Source organism: Catenulispora sp. GP43 (assembly GCF_041260665.1).
Lineage (GTDB): Bacteria > Actinomycetota > Actinomycetes > Streptomycetales > Catenulisporaceae > Catenulispora.
In genome coordinates, this window is record NZ_JBGCCT010000019.1 from 100650 (window position 1) to 116393 (window position 15744).

Sequence of the window (15744 nt, forward strand, 5' to 3'; positions counted from 1 at the left end):
GATGGCGGTAAGGGCGGCAACAGCCTGTTCGGCGATGTGCTGACGGATGTGGCCAAACACCCTGGCCGTCCATCGACGGTGAGCAGCTTGCAGGCGGAGCGGGACCTGTACTCCCCGCGCTTCGCCTTCGTCCAGTACTCATACGACGGAGGTACTGCGACCAGCAGGACTGCCTACGTTCCGGCGACCGAACCGCACCCCCGTAACAGCAAGATCGCCAGTCGCAGAGGCATCGGGTGGAACGGCGAGTTGCTGACCGTGATGTCCTCGAGCGGCCACGTGGATTCGTGGACGCCGCGGGCCGGCGGCGTGCTGCCGGAGTTCCGCGGCGATCCCGAGCGCCGCCCCGGCTTCGGCTTCGTTCGAGGACGGGGCGGATCCAGGCAGGTCGCGCAGATCGCGGCGGTCGCGAGTCCGGAGTACGCGTTCTGGTTGTTGTTCCTCAACGAACGGGCCGAGCAGGTCGCCGACATCCCGGTGGACGGGTTCGACGAGCCGCGCCTCATCGGGCTCGCGGACGCCGCCGGGCTCCACTACCGGCGCTACCTCCTCGAGGTCGACGCGCCCACCATCCCCCTGCTGCGGAGCTCGGAGTACTTTCCGGGCACGCCCACGCCGATCGACGGGTCGAGGACCATGGTCGAGCTCGGACGGTGGTTCGGTGGGCGGTCGTCCTCGTACTAGGACCAGATCAGTGCTGCCACACCTTGACGTAGTCGACCTTCATGGTCGACGGGGCCAGGGTGGTGCCGCCGTAGCCGCCGACGGCGTTGTTGAGGATCAGGTACTGCGGCACGGAGGTGATACCGGTGGTGATCTGGCCGACCTTGACGCCGTCGTAGTAGTACGTCACCGAACCCGGCTCCCAGTCGGCGCCGTAGGTGTGCCAGCCGGTGTAGTTGCCGCTGGCGCAGCCGCCGGGGCCGCCGGCGGTCGAGTGGAAGTGGTAGCAGGCGTCGCCGGTCAGGCCTTCCATCACGTCGGTCTCGCCGTCGGTCGGCCAGTTCTGGCCGTCGGCCCAGAACGCCGGCCAGTTCGCGATCTTGCCGTCGGACCCGGCCGGGAGGTAGATCCGGGCCTCCATGGCGCCGTAGGTGAAGTTGAACTTGCCGTTGGTGTTGACCAGGCCCGAGGTGTAGTCCTTGGCCTGCCCGCAGTTCACGGCCTTCTGGATCGCCGTGAGGTTGAGCGTGCCGCCGGTCACCGAGACCTGCGCCGGGTCGTAGCAGTCGTCCTCGGACCAGTTCGGCGGCCGCGTGATGCCCGAGGCGTTCCAGCCGGTGGACCACTTGGTGGTGTCCAGGGCCGAGTCGTTGGCGAAGGAGTCGCTGAAGACGTTGCGCCAGCTGCCGGAGATGCCCAGGGGCCCGGCGGACGCCGGCGCGCTGGTCGTGCTCGAGGAGCTGGGAGCCGGAGCGGAGGTCGTGCTCGTCGTGCTCGTCGTGCTCGTCGACGGGGCCGCGGGCGTCGACGGCACGGAGGAGGACGCGGACGACGAGGGCTGTGCGGGTTGTGTGGGCGGCGCGGTCGGGGTGGAGCTTGGCGACGACGAAGGTGCCGGCGGGTGGTGCCGCGCGCTCCCGGCGGCCTCGTACCGCGAGTGGTGCCACGGCGAGGCCGAGGCGGTCGTGGCGGCCAGGCCCACGAGGGCCACGGCGGTGGTGGTCACGAGTATCGGATGGCGGCGGACAGCCCGCATGGACTAGCCCCTCTCGGGCGAATCAACATTTTTATACAAAAAGGACGCTCGACCGCTGCGGTCGGCGTCCCCGGAAAGCCTCGTCGCCATGGGGCGACCGGCCCTGCCTCGGTGATGCGGCGACGAAAAGTCGCCGAGCTGAAGGGCCCCGATCGCGATCGGCGGCCCGGTATTTCCCGGACATTCCCAGGAGAGGCATCGAAACCATAACATGGTTGATATCGCTGTCAAGGCGGCGTCCGGATGCGCGATGACGATGCCTTATTCGCGCGACGGCGTGCCTACGGAAAGCGATGACTCGGCGGTGCGAGCATCGCAAAAAGAATGATTCGGGCAATTCGGCGCGGCGGGGCGCGACGGAGTGCGACTAAGCACGGCAGCGGCAGCGGCCAAGCCCTCAGATCCCTGACGCCCCTCCTTGACACCCCCCGCTCCCCGACGGAAACTCACCACATGATGAATTACGCCGTCGACGTCCGCGACCTGCGCGTTGTCCGGGGCGGGCAGGTGGTGCTCCACGACGTGAGCGCCCAGGTGGAAACCGGGTCGGTCACCGGGCTGCTGGGGCCGTCCGGGTGCGGCAAGACGACGCTGCTGCGTTCCGTGGTCGGCGTGCAGAAGGTGGCCGGCGGCACCGTGCAGGTGCTGGGCTCCCCCGCCGGCAGCCCGGTGCTGCGCGACCGCATCGGCTACGTGACTCAGGCCCCGTCGGTGTACGGGGATCTGTCGGTGATGGAGAACCTGCGGTACTTCGCGGCGGTGCTCGGGGCGCCGCGTGAGGATCCCGAACGGGTGATCGCGGCGGTGGGGCTGGCGGGCAAGGAGAAGGCGCGCGCCGATCGCCTGTCCGGCGGGCAGCGGGCGCGGGTGTCGCTGGCGGCCGCGTTGTTGGGGACGCCGAAGGTGCTGGTGCTCGATGAGCCGACGGTGGGGCTGGATCCGGTGTTGCGGGCCGAGTTGTGGGGGTTGTTCCATCGGCTGGCGGCCGGTGATGATCCGGTGACGTTCCTGATCTCCAGTCATGTCATGGACGAGGCGTCGCGGTGTACCCGGTTGTTGCTCATGCGCGAGGGGCGCATCCTGGCCTCCGACACGCCGGAGGGGTTGCTGGCCCGGACCGGGGCCGGCGATGTCGAGGGTGCGTTCCTGCGGTTGGTGGGGGCGGCGTCATGAGCGTGCGACGTACTACCGCGACGGCGCGGCGGGTTCTGGAGCAGTTGCTGCACGATCCGCGGACGATCGCGTTGATGCTGGTCGTGCCGTGCGTTCTGATCACGTTGCTGAAGTGGGTGTTCGATTCCTCGCCGCATGTCTTCCAGTCGATCGGCGCCGCGTTGCTGGGCATCTTCCCGTTCATCGTCATGTTCCTGGTGACCTCCGTGGGGATGCTGCGGGAGCGGACCGGCGGGACGCTGGAGCGGCTGTTGACGATGCCGCTGGCCAAGGGCGACCTGCTGGGCGGCTACGCGTTGGCGTTCGGGGCGGTGGCACTGGTGCAGGCGCTGCTGGTGTCGGCGCTGACCATCGGGCCGCTGGGGCTGTCGGTGGCCGGGCCCGCGTGGGCGGTGGTGCTGGTGGCGGTGTTCGACGCGCTGCTGGGGACGGCGTTGGGGCTGTTCACGAGCGCGTTCGCGCGGACCGAGTTCCAGGCGGTGCAGTTCCTGCCGGCGTTCGTGCTGCCGCAGTTGCTGCTGTGCGGGCTGTTCACGCCGCGCGATCAGATGCAGCCGGTGCTGCGGTGGGTGTCGGACGTGATGCCGTTGTCGTACGCGGTGGACGCCATGGACAAGATCACGAAGCAGTCGGCGGTGTCCGGCGCGGTGATCGCCGACATGGCTATCATCGCCGGTGCCGGGGTGCTCGCGCTGGCGCTGGGTGCCGTGACGCTTCGTCGACGGACGGAGTGAGCTGGGCGGCGGACACTGTGGGTGGCGCCGCGCGCGACACCGCGACAGACACGATGCGAAGGAGCCGGGCGTGGGCGGGGCACTGCTGGTGCTGTGGGATATCGACCAGACGCTGATCAAGACCGACGGTGTGGGCACCGAGGCGTACTCCGAGGCGGTGCTGGAGACCATCGGCAGCCCGTGGCGCGGCGACATGACGTTCAACGGTCTCACCGAGCGTGCCATGGCCGCGCGCGTCCTGCGCATGCACGACATCGAGCCGGACCCGGCGCTGCTCACGTTGTTCCTGGCGAACCTCGAGCGGTCGCTGCTCGCGCGCGCCGAGGCCATCAAGGCCCGCGGCTACGCCCTGACCGGGGCCCGGGCCGCGTTGGAGGCGCTCGGCGGTGAGCCCGGCGCCCGGCAGTCGGTGCTGACGGGGAACTTCCGCACGGTCGCGGAGATGAAGCTGCGGGCCTTCGATCTGCACTCATGGATCGACTTCGCAATCGGTGCCTACGGCGATGACGAAGTCGAACGCAACGCTCTGATCCCGCATGCCTGGCGGCGGGCCGAGGCCCGGTACGGGCGGGTCTACGATGCGGCGCAGACGGTGATCCTGGGAGACACCGTGCGCGATGTCGAAGCCGCTCTGGCGCACGGTGCCGCGGTGGTCGCCGTCGCCAGTGGGACCACGGCGGCCGCGGATCTGCGCGACGCCGGCGCCGAGGTGGTGATCGCCGACCTCGGCGATACCGCGGGGGTGCTGACGGCGATCGGGCGGGCGACGGAGGCAGCCGGCCGCAGCGCGTGACCCCGAGTTAGCACTAGAGGTAACACCGGAACTAAGACCGGAGCTAACACGAGAGCTGACGTTCCGGGCCGTGGATGCGGAGTATTCGGGCTGTCAGAACCGGCAGGCAGACTCGCGCCAGGGATCGAAGATGGATCGATCGCATCGTCGCGACGACCGGCTGGACGCAGACCGAGCAACACCCGTTCGACTGAGCATGTCTACCGCGAACTGGCCGACGTTCTTGATCGATACAGTGCGCACAACTTTCAAGGATTCGTCACCCTGGATGAGCTGATAGCCCGCGACGGGCCACCAAGGCCCTGACCGGGAAGTCTGACCGCTACCGTCGTGCCCATGAGAACCGAGGGAACGTTCAGTGTGACGTCGTTCGCGCCGGCCGCCGTCGAGCCGTCGCTGGACATCGTGACGGGCACCCCGACGGGGGTCGCGACCATGGAGAAGGCGTTCGAGGGTGGGATCGCGGGGCGTTCGGCCACGTTGTTCACCTCGGCGTATGACCAGGAGCGGGGTACGGGCACCTACCTGGCGTTGGAGTCGTTCGCCGGGACGTTCGACGGGCGTGGCGGCACCTTCAACTTCGTGCACTCCGCGACGACGGCCGGGGCGGACCGCTCGGACGAGTACTTCCTGATCGTGCCCGGCAGCGGTACCGGTGAGCTGGCGGGCATCACCGGTACCGGCAGCATCGAGATCGACGCGGATGGTACGCACCGCATCTGGTTCGACTACGCCATCAGCCCCGGACAGGTCGGCGCCGCCGAAGGCTGATCAACACCACCGAGGGCTGATCGGCGTCATCGAGGGCTGATCCGTGCCGCTCACAGCTGCTCCGGCGCGGCGATCCCCAGCAGCGCCAGCCCCAGCTTCAGCGTCTCGCCGGTCAGCCGCACCAGCGCGGCGCGGTTCTCCCGCACCGCGTCGGTCGGTGCCTTGAGGACCGGGCAGTTCTCGTAGAAGTCCGAGAACGTCTGCGCCAGCGCGTACAGGTACGACGCCAGGCGGTGCGGCTCGAAGTTCTCCGTGACCGTGGCCAGCGTCGCCCCGAGGTCGTCCAGGTGCAGTGCCAGCTTGCGCTCGGCCGGCTCCAGTTCCAGGTCCGGGTGCACGCGGGCGGCGGTGCCCGCGGGCAGCTTGCGCAGGATCGAGTGGATCCGGGCGTGCGCGTATTGCAGGTAGACGCTGGTGTTCCCGTGCAGGGAGACCATACGGTCCAGGTCGAAGACGTAGTCCTTGGTGCGGGAGGTCGACAGGTCCGCGTACTTCACCGCGCCGATGCCGACGATCTTCGCCTCGGTGCGCGCGGCGTCGGCGTCCAGGTCCGGATTCTTCTCCTGGACGGTGGCCACGGCGTGGTCGACGGCGCTGTCGAGCAGTTCGATGAGGCGGATGGTCTTGCCGGCGCGGGTCTTGAACGGCTTGCCGTCGGTCCCCAGGACCGAGCCGAACTGCACGTGGACCGCCTCGACGCCTTCGGGCAGGTAGCCGGCGCGGCGTGCGGTCTCGAACACCATGCGGAAGTGCAGTGCCTGGCGGCTGTCGACGACGTAGAGGATCTGGTCGGCCTTCAGGGTGTCGACGCGGTAGCGGATCGCGGCCAGGTCGGTGGCGGCGTAGCCGAAGCCGCCGTCGCTCTTGCGCACGATCAGCGGGACCGGGTCGCCGTCGGGGCCCTTGATGTCGTCGAAGAACACGCACAGCGCGCCCTCGCTCCACACCGCCACGCCCCGCTGTTCCAGGTCGGCGGCGACCTCGGCGAGGTAGGGGTTGTAGAAGCTCTCGCCGACCGCGTCGGCGTCGACCAGGCGCACGTCCAGGCGGGAGTAGACGTCCTCGAAGTAGCGCTTGGACTCCGCGACCATCTCGCGCCAGGCCGCCAGCGACTCCTCGTCGCCGCCCTGCAGGGTCACCACGCGCTTGCGGGCCCGGTCGGCGAACTGGGCGTCGGCCTCGAAGTGCGCCCGGGCGTCGCGGTACAGGGCGGTCAGCCAGGAGATGGCGGCCTGACCGGAGTGCTCGGCCTCGGCCGGGCGGGCCTCGGGGTGCTCGACCAGGTACTGGATGAGCATGCCGAACTGGGTGCCCCAGTCGCCGAGGTGGTTCTGGCGCACCACGGTGCGGCCGTCGAACTCCAGCATGCGGACCAGCGCGTCGCCGATGACGGTCGAGCGCAGGTGGCCGACGTGCATCTCCTTGGCGATGTTCGGCTGGGAGTAGTCGATGACGGTGGTCTGCCCGACCGCGGTGGGCGCCACGCCCAGGCGCGGGTCGCCGAGGCGCTCGGCGGCCTGGCCGGCCAGGGCGGCGTCGGTGAGGGTGAGGTTGAGGAAGCCGGGGCCGGCGACCTCGACGGCGGCGATCACGCCGGAGGTCGGGACGTGCGGGGCGGCCGCGGGCTGGCCGGAGGCATCCGCGCTGTCCACGCCAGCCGCGCCGGCCGGGGCCAGTGCGGCGGCGACCTTCGTGGCGAGTTCGCGCGGGTTGCCCTTCACGGCCTTGGCCAGCGGCAGCACCCCGTTGGCCTGGAAGTCGGCGTGGTCGGAGGGGCGGATCAGCGGGTCGGCGTCGCGCGCCGCGTCCCCCAGCACCGCGGTCAGCGCGGCGCGGACGTCGTCCGCCAGGATCTCCGACAGTGCCTTGGCCATGGGTTTCCTCGCTGCTCGGACCGATTCTCCGGCCGTTTTGATGGGGTCTGTCAAGCCTAGCGCCCAGGCCGAATCGATTTATAACTCAAACACGTGCGTTTGACTTAGTCGGGGCGGCGCGTCATCGTGGAATTCGAACACCACTGTTTGATTTCCACGACGGAGGGGATTCCGATGGACGACGGCCACGTCCAAGATCACGGTCACAGCCAAGATCACGACCACGGCGAAAGCCACGACCACTCCCGCTGGGCCGCCCTGGTCCTGCTCTGCCTGGCGCAGTTCATGCTGATCGTCGACATCACGGCGGTGAATCTGGCGCTGCCGTCGATGGCCCACGATCTGTCCCTCGGCCGCCAGGCACTGACCTGGGTGCCGGCCGCCTACACGCTGTGCTTCGGCGGGCTGCTGCTGCTCGGCGGCCGGCTCGCCGACGGCCTGGGACGACAACGCGCGTTCCTGCTCGGCCTGGCCGCGTTCACCGCCGCCTCGCTGGTGTCCGGGCTCGCGCACTCGTCCGGGGAGCTGATCGCCGGGCGCGCCGCGCAGGGGGTCGCCGCCGCGCTGCTGTCGCCGGCCGCGCTGTCGATCGTCACTACGACGTTCCACGGTCCGCAGCGCACCAAGGCGCTCGGGGTCTGGGGCGCGGTCGGCGGGGCCGGGGCCGCGGTCGGGGTGCTGGTCGGCGGCGCGCTGACCTCGGGGCCGGGCTGGCGCTGGGTGTTCTTCGTGAACCTGCCGATCGGCCTGGCGGTGCTGGTGCTGCTGCCCCGGCTGGTCGCGGCCTCGGCGCCGGCGCGGTCGCTGCGCGGTCTGGACGTGCCCGGCGCGCTGGCCGCGACCGCCACCGCCGCGCTGCTGGTCTACGGCCTGATCCAGGCCGGCGGCTCCGGCTGGGGCAGCGCGGGCACGCTGCTGCCGTCGGCCGGCGCGGCGCTGGCGGCTGTCGTGCTGGTTCTGGTGGAACGTTCGGCGGCGCATCCGTTGCTACGACGGGAACTAGTACGAGACCGTGCGGTGGTCGCCGGGACCGCGGTGATGTTCGCGGCGACGATCCTGTTGATCACCGGGTTCTTCCTCATCTCGTGGTACCTCCAGCACCGCGCGGGCTACTCGGCGCTCAAAACCGGCGTGGTGTACCTGCCGGTGGCGGTGGCCACGGGCCTGGGCGCGCATCTGGCCTCGCACGGCGTCGGGCACCTGGGCTTCCGCCGGACCGCCGTCTCCGGCTTCGCCGTGGCCGCCGCCGGGGCGCTGCTGCTGACCAGGCTCCCGGCGAGCGGCAACGCGGCGCTGGCGGTGCTGCCCGGGTTCATGCTGCTCAGCGTGGGCGTCGGCATGGCGCTGGTGACGGCCACCACCGCGGCCCTGCACCAGGCCGACCACAGCGCGGCGGGCCTGATCTCCGGCCTGGTCAACACCGGGCACGAACTCGGCTCGGCACTCGGCGTGGCGCTGGCCTCGGTGCTGGCTGCCGGGAGCCTCGGGGCGACGGCTACGGCGACTGCTACGGCAACTGCTACGACGACGGCGACCGGGGTCGACGGGTTCCACACCGCGTTCGCGGCCGCCGCCGGCATCGCTGCGGTGGCGGCGCTCGCGGCGCTGCGGGCGCTGCCGGCGGGGCGTCCGGATCCGACGGCACGGCCGGTGTTCGGGCACTGAGGCCCGCGCGCGCCGGCGCCTAGGCAAAGCAGCACCACCACCGCACTACCTACCACCCCATACGCTGTGACCATGGCCGACAAGACCGACAAGCCCAAGCGCGCCGACGCCGAGCGGACCATCACCGCCGTCCTCGACGCGGCCCTGCGGTGCTTCGCCGGCAGCCCCGACGCGACGGTGACCGAGATCGCCAAGGCGGCGGGCGTCGGCCGGGTCACGGTGTACGGGCATTTCGACTCCCTGGAGTCGATCGTCGATGCCCTGCTGGTCCGCTCGCTGGCCGAGGCCGACGCGACGTTCTCGGCGCTGGACCTGGAATCGGGCACCGCCGCCGAGGCCGTGGACCGGCTCCTGCACGCGCCCTGGCTCCTGGGCCGCTACCAGGGCCTGCTTGGCGCGGCCACCCGGCATCTGGGCCCGGAGAAGGTACGACGGCTGCACGACCAGGTCTTCGCCCGCATCGAGGCGGTCGTCGTCCGCGGCCGCGAATCCGGCGAGTTCCGCACCGACCTGCCGCTGCCGTGGGTGATGGCCTCGGTGTACGCCCTGGCCCACGCCGCCGCCGGCGAGGCCGACGCCGGGCGGCTGGGGCGCGAGCAGGCCGCGGACCTGTTGAGCACGACGATGCTCGGGCTGCTGCGCGGGCCCGGTGGGACCGGCGCGAGCTAGACTCACAGCACCTTTCGCAGGTCTCTGAAACGGAGCCGAACCATGTCCAACCCGAACCTGCGCCACATAGTGATCGTCCTGGACCGGTCCGGCTCCATGAACGCGGTCAAGGACGACACCGAAGGCGGCCTCGCGGCGTTCCTGGAAGCCCAGCAGGAGAACACCGGCGACACGCGGGTGTCGCTGTACCAGTTCGACACCAAGTACGAGCCCGTGTACGAGAACCTGGCGCTCGCCGACGTCCCCGCCTACACGCTCGAACCCCGGGGACGCACCGCGCTGCTGGACGCCATCGGACGCACCATCACCACCGTCAAGGCACAGGTCAAGGTCCTGGACGCGGATGAGCGGCCGGGTGAGGTCGTGCTGGTCGTGCTCACCGACGGCGCGGAGAACGCCTCGCGGGAGTACACGCTGGAGGCCGTGAAGCAGCTGATCGAGAAGCGGCGGGCGAAGGGCTGGCAGGTGGTGTTCCTCGGCGCCGACCAGGACGCGATCACCGTGGCGGCGACCATGGGCATCGACCGCGGCTCCAGCCTGTCCTACAGCAGCCGCTCGACCCGCAGGTCGATGAGCTCGGCGGGGCGGATGGTCTCGCGCGGTTCGGCCTCGGGCCGGTACGAGTTCACCGACGAGGAACGTGAGGCGGCGGTGGCCGAGGAGCCGCAGGGCGGCACTGGGGCGTAGGCAGCCCCGCCGCACCACCGCCCGCCGCCCCGTACCACCCCGCGCCGTCCTGTCACAGAGAACCTGTACAAATGACGCCATGAGCAACACCAGCGCATCCGTCCCGGCCCCCTCCTCCCCCGCCCTGCGTGAGGAGGCCGAGTCCCTGCTGCGCCGCCTCGCCGGGGAGTCGGCGCGGCTGCGCGAGGACCAGTGGACGGCGATCCACGCGCTGGTGGAAGACCACCGGCGGGCGCTGGTCGTGCAGCGGACCGGGTGGGGCAAGTCCGCGGTGTACTTCGTCGCCACCGCGCTGCTGCGGGCGCGCGGGGCCGGGCCGACGGTGATCGTCTCGCCGCTGCTGGCGCTGATGCGCAACCAGATCGAGGCCGCCGAGCGGGCCGGGATCCGGGCCCGGACCATCAACTCGGCGAACCTGCACGAGTGGGAGGACATCCAGGCCGAGGTCGCGGCCGGTGAGGTGGACGTGCTGCTGATCTCCCCGGAGCGGCTGAACAACCCCGACTTCCGCGACGAAGTGCTGCCCAAGCTGGCCTCGGAGGTGGGGCTGCTGGTTGTGGACGAAGCTCACACGGTCAGCGATTGGGGCCACGACTTCCGCCCGGACTACCGCCGTATCCGGACGTTCCTGCCCGACCTGCCGCCCGGCGTCCCGGTGCTGGCCACGACCGCCACGGCGAACGCCCGCGTGGTCGCCGACGTCGCCGAACAGCTCGGTACGCACAGCGACGGCGACACCCTGGTGCTGCGCGGGACGCTGGATCGGGAAAGCCTGTCGCTGCACGTGGTGCGCCTGGGCAGTCCGGAGGAACGGTTCGCGTTCCTGGCCGAGCAGCTGCCGAACCTGCCCGGCTCGGGCATCATCTACACCCTCACCGTCGCGGCCACCGACGAGGTCGCGGCGTTCCTGCGCTCGCGCGGGTTCGAGGTGGCCTCCTACTCCGGCCGCACCGAGGACGCCGAGCGCCGCCAGGCCGAGGCGGACCTGCTCGGCAACCGCATCAAGGCCCTGGTCGCCACCTCGGCCCTCGGCATGGGCTTCGACAAGCCCGACCTGGGCTTCGTGGTCCACCTCGGCGCCCCGAACTCGCCGATCGCCTACTACCAGCAGGTCGGCCGTGCCGGCCGCGGCGTGGACCACGCCGACGTGCTGCTGCTGCCCGGCGCCGAGGACCGCGCGATCTGGCAGTACTTCGCCTCCCTGGCCTTCCCGCCCGAGCAGCAGGTCCGCGCGACCCTGGACGCCCTGGCCGCCGCCGGCCGCCCGCTGTCCACCGCCGCCCTGGAGCCGCGGGTGGACCTGCGGCGCTCGCGGCTGGAGACGATGCTGAAGGTTCTGGATGTCGACGGTGCGGTGCGCCGGGTGAAGGGCGGCTGGGTCTCGACCGGCGAGCCGTGGGAGTACGACGGCGAGCGCTACGCCCGTGTCGCCGCCGCCCGCGAGGCCGAGCAGCGCTCGATGATCGAGTACGAGACCACCACCGAGTGCCGCATGACCTTCCTGCGCCGCCAGCTCGACGACCCGGCCGTCGAAGGGCCCTGCGGCCGCTGCGACAACTGCGCCGGGCCGAAGTTCGTGGCCGCGGTCTCCGGCGAAGGAGCCGAGGCGGCGCGCGCCGCGCTGGCCAAGCCCGGGGTGGAGATCGCGCCGCGCAAGCTGTGGCCGACCGGCATGTCGGCGCTCGGGGTGGCGTTGACCGGCAAGATCCCGCCGGCCGAGGCCGCCGAGGCCGGCCGTGCTCTGGGGCGTCTGACGGACCTGGGCTGGGGTGCGCGGCTGCGTGAGCTGCTCGCCGACGGCAGCGCCGACCGGCCGTTGCCGGAGCCGATGGTGGACGGGATCGTGAAGGTGTTGGCGGCCTGGGGTTGGAAGCAGCGTCCGACGGCGGTGGTGTCGATCGGTTCGCACAGCCGTCCGGGTCTGATCGCCGACACCGCGCGCCGCATCGCGGCCATCGGCCGTCTGGAGTATCTCGGTGCGGTGGACGTGGTCGCGCCCGGGGCGGCCGGGCAGGTGCGCCGTGGCAACAGCGCGCAGCGGCTGATGCAGGTCCACGACGCGTTCGTGCTCGGTCCGGCGCTGGCCGAGGCGGTGGCGGCGCATCAGGGGCCGATCTTGTTGGTGGACGATCGGGTCGACACCGGCTGGACGATGACTGTGGCGGCGCGGATGCTGCGGCGGGCCGGGGCCGATGAGGTGCTGCCGTTCGCGTTGGCGTTGGAGGCGTAGCCAGCGACGATTCAATTCCCCTGAGCCACCCCGCGCCGGATGCGGGGTGGCTTTGCTGTGGTGGCGGAAACCCTTGCGGTGCAAAGGATTCACGACACCGTAAAGCAGAACGTTGACGAGTATCCGAGCTCTGACTAGTCTCCGACCGACCGAAGCGAATGAATCGTTTCAACACCGGCTGAGACGCCTTCCCAGAGCCCGGAGTCCCTATGCGCATACGTTCTGGCACTTCCTTGCGCCTTCTGATGAGCCTCGCGCTGACGACCTTGTCGTTGAGCGCGCTGGCCGAACCCGATGTGGCGTCCGCCGCCACCGCCGGTCCCGCCGTGTGGATCCTCGACGCCGCCGACCGGCCCTTCACCTCCACCACCGAGCCGAGTACCGCGCCGACCTCAATCCAGTTGTACACGGCCGGCGACGACACCGAGGCCGCGCAGATCCTCGTCCGGTCGGCCTCGGCGCAGACCGGGGTGTCGGTCACGGCCGGGGCGCTGACCGGGCCGGGTGGCGCGACCATACCGGCCGCCGACATCAGCGCCCGGTATGAGTACGACCACCCGTCCATCTCCAAGGTCGGCAACATCCAGAACCCGCCCGATGGTGGCACCGCTTACTACGACGCGTTGATCGACGACAGCCCGCAGTCGGTGGCGGCGAACACGACCTTCGCCAGCTACTACGAGGTGGCCGTGCCCTCGGGGCAGGCACCGGGTGTTTACACCGGTACTACGACGGTGAACAGCAGCCTGGGCGCGGTGGCGGTGCCGGTGTCGGTGACCGTGTATCCGGTGACGATCCCGCCGACCAGCCAGTCCACGTTCAAGATGAACAACTGGTTCACCTCGGCGGGCTGGGACTACACCGGTACGGTCACGTCCATCCCCGGCGAGTACGGGGTGCAGATGTTCGACCCGAACTGGTGGACCGTCGAGACCAACATCGCCGCCGACATGGCCAGGCACCGCAACAACGTGATCTACGCCGACGCCGAGGCGCTGGCGATCCCGGACACCACCGTCGACGCCTCCGGGAACTTCACGTTCGGCTGGAGCACCTTCGACCGGTTCGTGAACCTGTTCGTGAACTCCGGCGCGATGCAGTACATCTACACCCCGACGCTGCTGGAGCCCAGCCCCACCAACGGCGGGACCGACCCGCAGGTGGACACGCTGGTCGCGGCCAACGGCGTGAGCGGCGCGGTCAAGCACGTGCTGTGTCCGGTCAACGCCGGCCCGGCAGCAGGCTGCCCGAACACGACGACGTGGCTCAACCAGTTCTTCCCGGCGCTCAAGGCCCACCTGGACGCCATGGGCTGGACGAACCGCTTCTACATGAGCGGCCTGGACGAGCCGACGACCTCGCAGCAGGCCGCGGCGGCCAACTGGTTCTACGCCGTCTACGACAAGTACTTCCCGAACCCGCTCACCAACGAGGCCCAGGACAACGCCTTCACCGGCGACGCCTCCTACCTGACGACCTCGACCCCGCAGAGCATCGTCTACGACCAGAACACGGCGCTGTACCAGAACTACCGGATCAGCGGGAAGGACCTGTGGCTCTACACGTGCATATCGCCGCAGGGCAAGTACATGAACAGGTTCACCAGCAACTACTTGGACGAGACCCGGTTGATCCCGTGGTTGGACTGGAAGATCGGCGGCGACGGCTACCTGCACTGGGGCTGGAACTACTGGATCGACACCTCCAAGCCGCAGTGGACGCCGGCCGACACGTTCAACGGCCCGCAGACCGGCGACCAGTGGCTGGTGTATCCGGACAAGTCGGCTTACACGATCTACGACAGCCTGCGCAGCGAGGCGCAGACCGCCGGGTTGCAGGACTACGAACTGCTGCACCAGCTCGCGGCGGTGAAGCCGGATGCGGCGCGTACCCTGTCCGAGACCCTGGTCACCAACCCGACGTCGTACGACACGTCCGGGTGGGACGTCGAGGCCGTGCACAAGCAGCTGCTGGACGAACTCGCCGGCACCAGCGCCGACCTGGCACTGCCGTTCACCGACGACTTCAGCGGCGGCGACCACTTCTGGACCCACACCAAGGGCACCTGGTCCACGAACGGGGCCGAGTACACGCAGTCTGACTCCTCGGCGAACTGGGGCTACGTCTCCTACCTCCGCGGCCGCGGCTACCAGGACGTCTCGGCCAGCGTGGACCTGCAGATCACCGGGGTGAACGCCAGCGGCGGGAGCCAGAACTGGGCCGGGCTGATGGTGCGCTCGGCGAACGGCACGGACATGGACTCCGGGTATCTCATAGCCCAGCGCGACGACGGCGAGGTGTTCGTCTACCGCAGTGGCACCACGCTCGCGCACGCGACCGTCCCGGGCTACGTCTCCGGAGCGCGGACCCACCTGCGGGTGGTCGCTCAGGGCAGCACCCTGACGGTGTACTCCGGGACCGGCCAGGCGCCGGTGCTGACCGTCACCGACTCGGCGTTCAGCGCCGGCGACGTCGGGGTGGTCACCGGCGGGGCCAGCGCGAACTTCTGGAACGCGCGGGTGATGCCGACGTCCGTCGACCCGGTGGAGACCGCGGCGATCACGGCCTCGAGTTCGTACGAGGGCGAGGGCTGGGGCATCCGGTCGGCCGTCGACGGGCAGCGCTCCTCGGCGGCTGACGCCATGGGCTGGAGCAGCCTGGGGACGTACACCGTCAACCACACCGAGTGGGTGCAGCTGGATCTGGGGTCGGCCCGTTCGTTGGACCGCGTCGACCTCTACCCGCGTGACGACGGGGCCAACACCGGTTTGGGCTTCCCGATCGACTTCACGATCCAGGTCTCGGCCGACGGCACGAACTGGACCACCGTGAGCACCCGGACCGGCTATCCGAAGCCCGGCGCCGGAGCCCAGACGTTCCCCTTCGCCGCGACCACGGCCCGGTATGTGAAGGTCACCGGCACGAACCTGGGCACCGACCCGCTGGGCCACTACCACATGCAGTTCGCCGAGATCGAGGCGCACGGCGGCGACCTGGCGCTGGGCCGCCCGGCCAGCGCGTCGAGCTCGGCGAACCTGCCGAACGAGGGCTGGCTCACCGCGAACCTGACCGACGGTGCGCACCACACCGACCTGTGGAGCTCCTCGGGCTGGAGCAGCGCCGGATCGAGCTCGCCGGACACCACGCAGTGGGCCCAGGTGGACCTCGGCGGGCCGTCGCTGATCAGCCAGGTCACGCTCTACCCGCGCGATGATGCCCCGAACACCGGCCTGGGCTTCCCGACCGCGTTCACGATCCAGATCTCCCCTGATGGCACGAACTGGACCACGGTGACGACGCAGAGTTCGTACCCGCGGCCGACAGCCGGCGGGCAGGCCTTCGGCTTCGGTGCGAGCACGGCCCGGTATGTACGGGTCACGGGCACTCAGCTCACTGCCGATCCGTTTGGTACGTACTACATGCAGCTGGCCGGGATCTCGGTCACGTAG

The 15744-nt window shown here is 70.2% G+C and carries 12 protein-coding genes; 10 read left to right on the forward strand and 2 right to left on the reverse strand.

From position 1 onward, the window contains the following. The first annotated feature begins 78 nt into the window (after positions 1–78). A complete protein-coding gene (locus tag ABH926_RS32790) occupies positions 79–684 on the forward strand; it encodes a hypothetical protein (RefSeq protein WP_370369796.1) in 606 nt (201 codons plus the stop codon). 7 nt (positions 685–691) lie between these two features. On the opposite strand, the gene ABH926_RS32795 is transcribed toward ABH926_RS32790, so the two are convergent. Beyond that, on the reverse strand, positions 692–1669 hold the full coding sequence (locus ABH926_RS32795; RefSeq protein WP_370369797.1) for a family 16 glycosylhydrolase: 978 nt from the start codon (positions 1667–1669) through the stop codon (positions 692–694). Between the two features lie 483 nt (positions 1670–2152). On the opposite strand from ABH926_RS32795, the gene ABH926_RS32800 reads away from it, so the two are divergent. The 4 genes from ABH926_RS32800 (at position 2153) to ABH926_RS32815 (ending at position 5170) form a co-directional block, all read left to right on the forward strand. Beyond that, positions 2153–2872, forward strand: a complete 720-nt coding sequence (locus ABH926_RS32800) for an ABC transporter ATP-binding protein (RefSeq protein WP_370369798.1) — start codon at positions 2153–2155, stop codon at positions 2870–2872. After that, complete coding sequence (locus tag ABH926_RS32805) at positions 2869–3606, forward strand: ABC transporter permease (protein WP_370369799.1); 738 nt, start codon at positions 2869–2871, stop codon at positions 3604–3606. Before ABH926_RS32800 ends, ABH926_RS32805 begins: the two co-directional genes overlap by 4 nt. 70 nt (positions 3607–3676) lie before the next feature. Beyond that, a complete protein-coding gene (locus ABH926_RS32810) occupies positions 3677–4399 on the forward strand; it encodes an HAD family hydrolase (RefSeq protein WP_370369800.1) in 723 nt (240 codons plus the stop codon). A 336-nt stretch (positions 4400–4735) separates the two neighbouring features. Beyond that, positions 4736–5170 carry a DUF3224 domain-containing protein gene (locus ABH926_RS32815; RefSeq protein WP_370369802.1) on the forward strand — a complete coding sequence of 145 codons (435 nt, stop codon included), beginning with the start codon at positions 4736–4738 and terminating at the stop codon, positions 5168–5170. Positions 5171–5220: 50 nt separating this feature from the next. On the opposite strand, the gene argS is transcribed toward ABH926_RS32815, so the two are convergent. Beyond that, positions 5221–7044 carry an arginine--tRNA ligase gene (gene argS / locus ABH926_RS32820; RefSeq protein WP_370369803.1) on the reverse strand — a complete coding sequence of 608 codons (1824 nt, stop codon included), beginning with the start codon at positions 7042–7044 and terminating at the stop codon, positions 5221–5223. Between the two features lie 174 nt (positions 7045–7218). On the opposite strand from argS, the gene ABH926_RS32825 reads away from it, so the two are divergent. From ABH926_RS32825 to ABH926_RS32845, 5 genes are all read left to right on the forward strand, one after another. Further along, positions 7219–8709, forward strand: coding sequence for an MFS transporter (locus ABH926_RS32825; RefSeq protein ID WP_370369804.1), 1491 nt, complete (start codon positions 7219–7221; stop codon positions 8707–8709). A gap of 72 nt (positions 8710–8781) precedes the next feature. Then, entirely contained in the window at positions 8782–9378 is a 597-nt protein-coding gene (locus ABH926_RS32830) for a TetR/AcrR family transcriptional regulator (protein WP_370369805.1), read from the forward strand. 42 nt (positions 9379–9420) lie between these two features. Then, complete coding sequence (locus ABH926_RS32835; RefSeq protein WP_370369806.1) at positions 9421–10065, forward strand: VWA domain-containing protein; 645 nt, start codon at positions 9421–9423, stop codon at positions 10063–10065. Between the two features lie 79 nt (positions 10066–10144). Continuing rightward, positions 10145–12295: a DEAD/DEAH box helicase gene (locus ABH926_RS32840; protein ID WP_370369807.1), complete on the forward strand. Its 2151-nt coding sequence runs from the start codon at positions 10145–10147 to the stop codon at positions 12293–12295. Positions 12296–12540: 245 nt separating this feature from the next. After that, positions 12541–15744 (forward strand): discoidin domain-containing protein, encoded by a 3204-nt coding sequence (locus ABH926_RS32845; RefSeq protein WP_370369809.1) that lies wholly within the window; start codon positions 12541–12543, stop codon positions 15742–15744.